Annotated in this window: 5 protein-coding genes; 3 read left to right on the forward strand and 2 right to left on the reverse strand. The window is 59.1% G+C overall.

Annotated elements, in window-relative coordinates; translation table 11 throughout:
* Positions 1–187 precede the first annotated feature (187 nt).
* The 3 genes from ACW4QM_RS02220 to ACW4QM_RS02230 all read left to right on the forward strand — a co-directional run bounded on the left by ACW4QM_RS02220 (position 188) and on the right by ACW4QM_RS02230 (position 4,820).
* On the forward strand, positions 188–1,498 hold the full coding sequence (locus ACW4QM_RS02220) for a hemolysin family protein (RefSeq protein ID WP_161128264.1): 1,311 nt from the start codon (positions 188–190) through the stop codon (positions 1,496–1,498).
* A gap of 381 nt (positions 1,499–1,879) precedes the next feature.
* Positions 1,880–2,974: a helix-turn-helix transcriptional regulator gene (locus tag ACW4QM_RS02225; RefSeq protein ID WP_161128265.1), complete on the forward strand. Its 1,095-nt coding sequence runs from the start codon at positions 1,880–1,882 to the stop codon at positions 2,972–2,974.
* A gap of 142 nt (positions 2,975–3,116) precedes the next feature.
* Positions 3,117–4,820 carry an FAD-dependent oxidoreductase gene (locus tag ACW4QM_RS02230; protein WP_223901339.1) on the forward strand — a complete coding sequence of 568 codons (1,704 nt, stop codon included), beginning with the start codon at positions 3,117–3,119 and terminating at the stop codon, positions 4,818–4,820.
* A 99-nt stretch (positions 4,821–4,919) separates the two neighbouring features.
* Here ACW4QM_RS02230 and ACW4QM_RS02235 read toward each other — a convergent pair whose 3' ends face one another.
* A complete protein-coding gene (locus ACW4QM_RS02235; protein ID WP_161128266.1) occupies positions 4,920–5,714 on the reverse strand; it encodes an amidohydrolase family protein in 795 nt (264 codons plus the stop codon).
* 17 nt (positions 5,715–5,731) lie between these two features.
* Positions 5,732–6,000, reverse strand: a 269-nt coding sequence (locus tag ACW4QM_RS02240; RefSeq protein WP_455798160.1) for a hypothetical protein, incomplete at its 5' end; no start/stop codon positions are given.

The raw sequence follows: 6,000 nt of genomic DNA on the forward strand, positions 1-6,000 counted from the left end.
ACACAACACCTCATTCGCTTTATGCCCCGCTCTCGCTTGTTTTTTCTTAGTATGAGCATCGCCGCTGCCTTCTGCGGTATCAGTTCGGCGACTGTTTGGGAAAATCATCTATGGATTCGCTCATGTTATCTCCCGCACCTCTATAATGCGGAACAGAGTTTTTGCCCTGAAAGGATGATTGATCGGTATGCAAACCGCTATATGTCTGTTGCTCGTGGTGTTCTTCCTGCTGATGAACGCGTTCTTCGTCATCGCAGAATTCGCGCTGGTGCGCGTGCGCAAGAGCCAAATCGACATGGCCGTCGCCGAGAAGCGCCGCGGCGCCGAGGCCGCCCGCGACGTGACCACGCACATCAACGCCTACCTGTCGGCCTGCCAGCTCGGCATCACGCTGGCATCGCTGGCCATCGGCTGGTTGGGCGAGCCGGCCGTGTCTGCCGTTCTGGAAGCACCGCTACTGTCCTGGGGCTTCCCCGAGGCGACGGTATACCCCATCTGCGTGGCCGTAGGCTTCTTCATCGTGACCACCCTGCACGTGGTGGTCGGCGAGCTCATCCCGAAATCCTTCGCCATCTTCGCCACCGAGAAGTACGCCCTGCACACCGCCGGCCCCCTGCGCGTGTTCTACCGCATCACCTACCCGATCATGGTCATCTTCAACGGCATCACCAACGGGGTCATGCGCCTGTTCGGCCATGACCCGGCCGATGAGCACGAGGTGTACACCGGCGAGGAGATCAAGCTGCTTATTGACGAGTCCACGGAAAGCGGCCTCATCGATCCGGAGCAGAACGAGTTCGTCGACAACATTTTCGACTTGGGCGACAAGGACGCTGAGGGCATCATGACCCCGCGCACCGACGTCATCTGCCTCGATCTGGAAGACACCTTGGAAGAGAACTGGGACGTCGTGCGCCAGTACAAGTACACGCGCTACCCGGTGTGCGACGGCTCGAAGGACCGCATCGTCGGCTTCGTGCACACGAAGGATCTCGTAGACGAGCCCAAGGACGCCCCCATGAGCGATTGGAAGATCCGCGAGCTGCCGCCGGTGCCCGAGGGCGCGCCCATCGCGAAGCTTTTGCAGGCCATGCAGGAGGGTCGCACCGAGATGTGCGTTGTCGTAGATGAGCACGGCGGCACGGCGGGCATCGTCACCATGAGCGACATCATGGAGCAGATCGTTGGTCGCATCGACGACGAGTACGTGCACGACACCGACGACGACATCGAGGAGCTGCCCGACGGCACCTACCAGATCAATGGCACGCTCGCCATTGACGATTTGGTGGAGCTGCTCGGCTTCGAGCCCGAGGCGGCCAACGACGTGGAAACCGCCGGCGGCCTTCTGCTGTCGCTGTTCGACCGCATCCCCAAGGAGGGCGACGTGGCGGTGCTTGAGAACCGCGGCACCAAGGTGACCTTCACCGTGCTGGCCATGGACCGCCTCCGCATCGACCGCATCTGCATGGCCATCGACCGTCCCGAGGAGGAGTAGCGGGCGGCCCCGAGAGCTTCGTATCCGGGCGGTCTTCGGGCCGCCCTTCGACCGAGCGACGGCCCCATGTATAATGTCCCCGTATGATCGAGGGCCACAACAGGAAGGGGCATACCGTTGCAGCGCAATCATGGGCGGTGGCTCGGCAGAAATCTCCTGATAGCTGTGGCGGGTATCTCCGCCCTTCTGGCGGCCCAGTCATTTGAGGCGCCCTGCGAGATTTCCTGGTATCTTCCCCTGGGACAAGGCAGCGTGCCGGCGACCATTGTAGACGTAGCCGTCGCCTCCCTCGTTTCTTGCACTTTGATCATCGCGGGCAACCGAGGGGGACGCGCACTCGCGAGTGTTCCCCTCGCCATAGCAAGCGCCTCATGCTGCCTAATGGGCCTGGCCGTACAAGGCACAGGAGAGCCCCTCTCCATTTTCGGACTCATCCTCATGTCTGCCGGGGGAACCGTTCTTCTCTTCTGCTGGCTGGCGGCAGTCTGCGCCCAGCGCGATATCGGCATTGTCGAACTGATGATAGAGGTCGAGGTGCTCGCATCGGCGGCGGCGATTCTCCCCTCGCTTCTGTCTGCGTCATGGTGCCAAGCCCTCGCCGGCATGAGCGTGGCAGCCTCTGCGGTGGCACTTTGCCTCATCCAGCGCCCCGCGCCTTCCTCATCGGAGCCCGCGCGGTCTTTTACCCTCGAGCCATCTTCGTTGGCGAAAATCCTCTGCAGCTTTTTTGTTATCGGACTGGTGGTAGGATCCTTGCAGTACTCGGTCTTCCTGCAGCAGGCAGAAGGCGAGATGTTCCCCGTCATCATTACCGCCATATCGCTCGCACTCGTGCTCTGGCTCTTTAACCGCGGGCGAGACTTCAATCTGCCGGTATGGACGAAAGTAGTTGCGACCCTTTCGCTGGTCGCTCTTATCTTAGTGCTGTTCTCATCGACTCTCACCTACCTTGCCTACGTGTTGGCCGGCATCGCATACTCTCTTTTGGAATGCGGCGCCCTCTACATGGGATTGCTCCTGGGGCGACTGTATCCTGGTACTCGTGTGAGAATCTTAGCCACTGCTTGGTGTGTGGGGACTTTAGGGTCCCTCCCCCTGCTGGCTTCCGCTTTTTTCGGACCCCACATCGCAAGCAGGGTCGCCATGCTCTTCATGGCCCTTCTGCTCGTCGTGGCATCCATTTGGATTCTGGAGGATCGAACCATGTCGCTGCTGTTGTCCGCAAGCGGCGGCGCGAAGCTCACCTCACTCTCGGGTCGTCTCCTTGAATCATTCAGCGACAGCAGGGGCCTGACTACTCGCGAACGCGATGTATTCAATCTCTATATCGTCGGACGAAGCGCCCCCTACATTGCAGAGAAGCTCGTAATCAGCGAGAGCACGGTGAAATCTCACCTGCAGCACATCTACACCAAATGCGGCGTCCATTCGCGCCAAGAGCTTATCTCACTCGTTGAAACGACCTCGAAGGAATAAACCACCTGGTCAGATGATTGTCGTACTTTTCGTATAGGGTGCTTTTTCTTGTATTTCATACGTTTCTCCTGTTTTGCGCGACTTCCGAATGCGGTGATATAGATGCCGTCCTGATATACGATAAAAGGAGGATACCGTGACGATGAAGGAGTTTGGGAAGAAGGGAGCAATCAGCCGTCGAAGCTTTTTAGCAGCACTCGGCCTGGCAGGCGCTTCAGCAGCCGGCGCAGGCCTCGCCGGCTGCGCCCCGAAGCAGCCAACCGAGGCAGCTGGCGACGACCAGACCGCCCTCGCTGACACTGGCACCCTGGTGGAAACCGACATCCCCGAGGACAAGATTATCGAGACGGTTGATTGCGACGTGTGCGTGGTTGGCCTGGGCGTGGCGGGGGTAGGAGCCCTGCGTTCTGCCGCTGAAGGAGGACTCAAGGTAGTCGGCGTCGAGAAGGGCAGCAAGCCCAGTGCTCGCTCGAACATGTTCGCCGCCTTCGGCACCGAGAAGACGCGCTCCATCGGAATCGAGGACATCAGCCCCACCGAGGTGGCCAACGAGCTCATGACGCAAATGTCGCATCGCGCAGACTATCGCATAACCACGAAGTGGCTGAAGAACTGCGGAGAGGCTTTCGAGTGGTACACCTCCGCATACGACGGACTCCTGTGGCTCGGCATGGAAGACGAGCTTCCCGAAGATCCCAGTCAGTTGTTCGTCTGCGCCGATACGCTCACGAGCGGCATCTATCGCTTCGGCATCGACCACGAGCGCCTCTTTGCCGGATGCTGCTGCATCAGCGGAGGAGACGAGACCCATACGCCCATTCTGCAGGCCAATGTCGATACAGCCGTGGCCACCGGCAACGCGCAGGTACAATTCTATTCGCCAGCCGTGAAGCTCGAGGCTGCTGACGGCCAGATAACCGCCGTGATCTGCCGCAATGATGAGGGCGAGGGCTACACGCGCTATCGTGTCTCCAAGGGCGTGGTGCTCGCCACGGGCGGCTATTCCCACAACGAGAAAATGCTGGGGCAGTATGCTCCGTGGATTCTGAAGAACCAGGACAAATTCCTGTTCTCATACGAGGTGACGGATCACGACGGCAACCCCGCCGATACCGGCGACGGCCAGCAGATGGGCATGAACGTCGGCGGCCACCTGGACGTGGGACCCCATGCGGTAATGGCTCATATTCTCCAGTTCGGCCAGGAGTTCTTCCTGCAGGTCAACGAGCACGGCGAGCGCTTCACCAACGAAGACCTCAGCATGACCAATATCGCTAAGGTCATGCAGAACCAACCAGGCAGCAAGGTTTTCCAAATCATAGACAGCCACTGGCCCGAGCAGTACCCGATGCTCGAGATGGTCATGGAAAATATCCGCAGCTATGGCGACGGCGAGGGTTTTTCAGCTCAAGCCGATTCACTCGAAGAGCTCGCCTCTCAGCTGGAACTCAGCGCAGATGCCACCCAGAATTTAACCGCAGCGGTCGCGCGCTACAACGAGCTGTGCGAAAAAGGAGTCGATGAGGATTTCGGCAAGGCAGCAGAGAAGATGTTCCCCGTGGTCGATCCTCCCTTCTACGCGATCACCTACGATATGCTCAAGCACACGTCGGTGGAAGATGTGAGCTGCATGCGACTGCTCGTTACCATGGGCGGCCTCGTAACCGACGACAATGCTCGCGTGCTCAACGACGACATGGAGCCCATTCCCGGCCTGTTTGCCGTTGGCAACGTGCAAGGCGGACGCTTCGTGGAGGACTACCCCTTCACCTTATCCGGCGCCAGCCATGCTGCTGCGCTCACTTACGGCTATCTGACTGGTAAATATCTAGCCGAGCAAGCCTAAGCGATGCATACTCCATTGCGATAACTCGAGCCCCGACGCGCAACTCCCTCCCCCATAGCGCGCGTCGGGGCTCGTGCGTTGTTCTAAGCTGAACAGCAGCTACTTGATTTTTTGGCCAATGAAGCGTTGGGCGTTGTGCCAGGTGATGGCTTCGAACTCGTCTTCTGTGAAGGGCATGGCGGCGAGCATGTTGTATTCGTTGACGGGACTCCACATGGGGAAGTCGCTGCCGAACATCACGCGCTCGATGCCGTAGGCGCGGGCGAGCTCCACGGTGCGGCGGGGGCCCAAGAATTCCAGGGCGCTTGAGGTGTCTACGTAGCAGTTCTCGTCTTCCAAATACTCCAGGGCATAATCGAACACCGACCAGCCGCCGAAGTGGGCCGCATCTACTACCAGCTTCGGGAACGTGTGTAGGATGCGCTTCAGGCGGCGCGGATGCGAGTAATCGTAGCGGTAGTCGCCCGTATGAATGACGATGGGCAGCCGGCCTTCGATAATCTCGTACAGGCGCATGAGCCGCGGGTCGTCCATGTTCACCTTTTGGGTGTCGGGGTGAATCTTCACGCCCTTCAGTCCCAGCTGAATCGCTCGATCAATTTCGCCTTCCATGTCTTCGAAATCTTGGTGCATGGTAGCGAAGCCGATAAAGTTCTCGTGCTCGCGGCACTGCTCGGCGATGAAGTCGTTGATGATGGGCACCTGGCCCGGCGTTGTGGCCACGGAATGCACCAGATGATGGGTGATGGGCGAGCCCTCGCAGGCCGCAAGCATCGAGGCGGCGGAAGCGTTCTTGGCGTTCATGTCCACGCCGTAGAAATCGCCCACCGCCGAGGAGGCCTTGCAGGCGATCTTGTCGGGATAAATGTGGGAATGGGCATCAATGACGGGCATAGTGGATCCTTCGGTATTCAGCAGTAGTTTCCCTTATTGTAAGGAAGGACACGCTGCAAAAAAATGACCAACTTGCCCAGTTTATCGCCAAAATCAGTCAGCGGCGACTGCAACCACGCGATGCTAAACCGGCCAAAAACAACTTTTTTGATTTCAATGCAAAGAAAAGTGCGATTATGCGAGTCCTGGGGGTGCGGACAAAAAGTTGGACACTCCGGTGTCCGGATTGGAGTCCGCATGTACCCGTTGGAGACCAGGGAGCTCGCCGTGGAGGCCGTCGCGGCGG

The organism is Adlercreutzia sp. CNCM I-6207, from assembly GCF_977072305.1.